Origin of the sequence: Collinsella sp. AF38-3AC (assembly GCF_003474365.1) — a bacterium.
Classification (GTDB): Bacteria; Actinomycetota; Coriobacteriia; order Coriobacteriales; family Coriobacteriaceae; genus Collinsella.
The window spans coordinates 1-312 of sequence record NZ_QROM01000021.1; the positions used below are offsets into that span (position 1 = coordinate 1).

A 312-nucleotide genomic window follows, 5' to 3' on the forward strand; every position below is an offset into this window, starting at 1 on the left:
CCGCACTAATCGCCCGAGCTCTTCCGGAACCGCACCTCGCGGCCCGCGGGACCCTGCGCTCTTAGGCGCGGTCCGGGCACGAGGATGCCCCCGAGTCGACTCCTCCTATGCGCCATGCGGCCCCCAGGGCACGTAGATGAGACCCAGGACACCGTAACGGTGGGCGCCGCCCACCGGTCAGCGGCCAGAGCATGGGGGGCACGCCCGGTCCCGTTCCGAACCCGGAAGCTAAGCCCCATCGCGCCGAGAGTACTGCGGGGCCAGCCCGTGGGAGGCCAGGGCGCCGCTGACCGGTGGACGGCACCGAGCCGT

At 72.8% G+C, this 312-nt stretch carries 1 rRNA gene; it reads left to right on the plus strand.

Annotated elements, in window-relative coordinates:
• Positions 1-176: 176 nt before the first annotated feature.
• Positions 177-292 (plus strand): 5S ribosomal RNA (gene rrf, locus DW029_RS09850).
• The last annotated feature ends 20 nt before the right edge of the window (positions 293-312 follow it).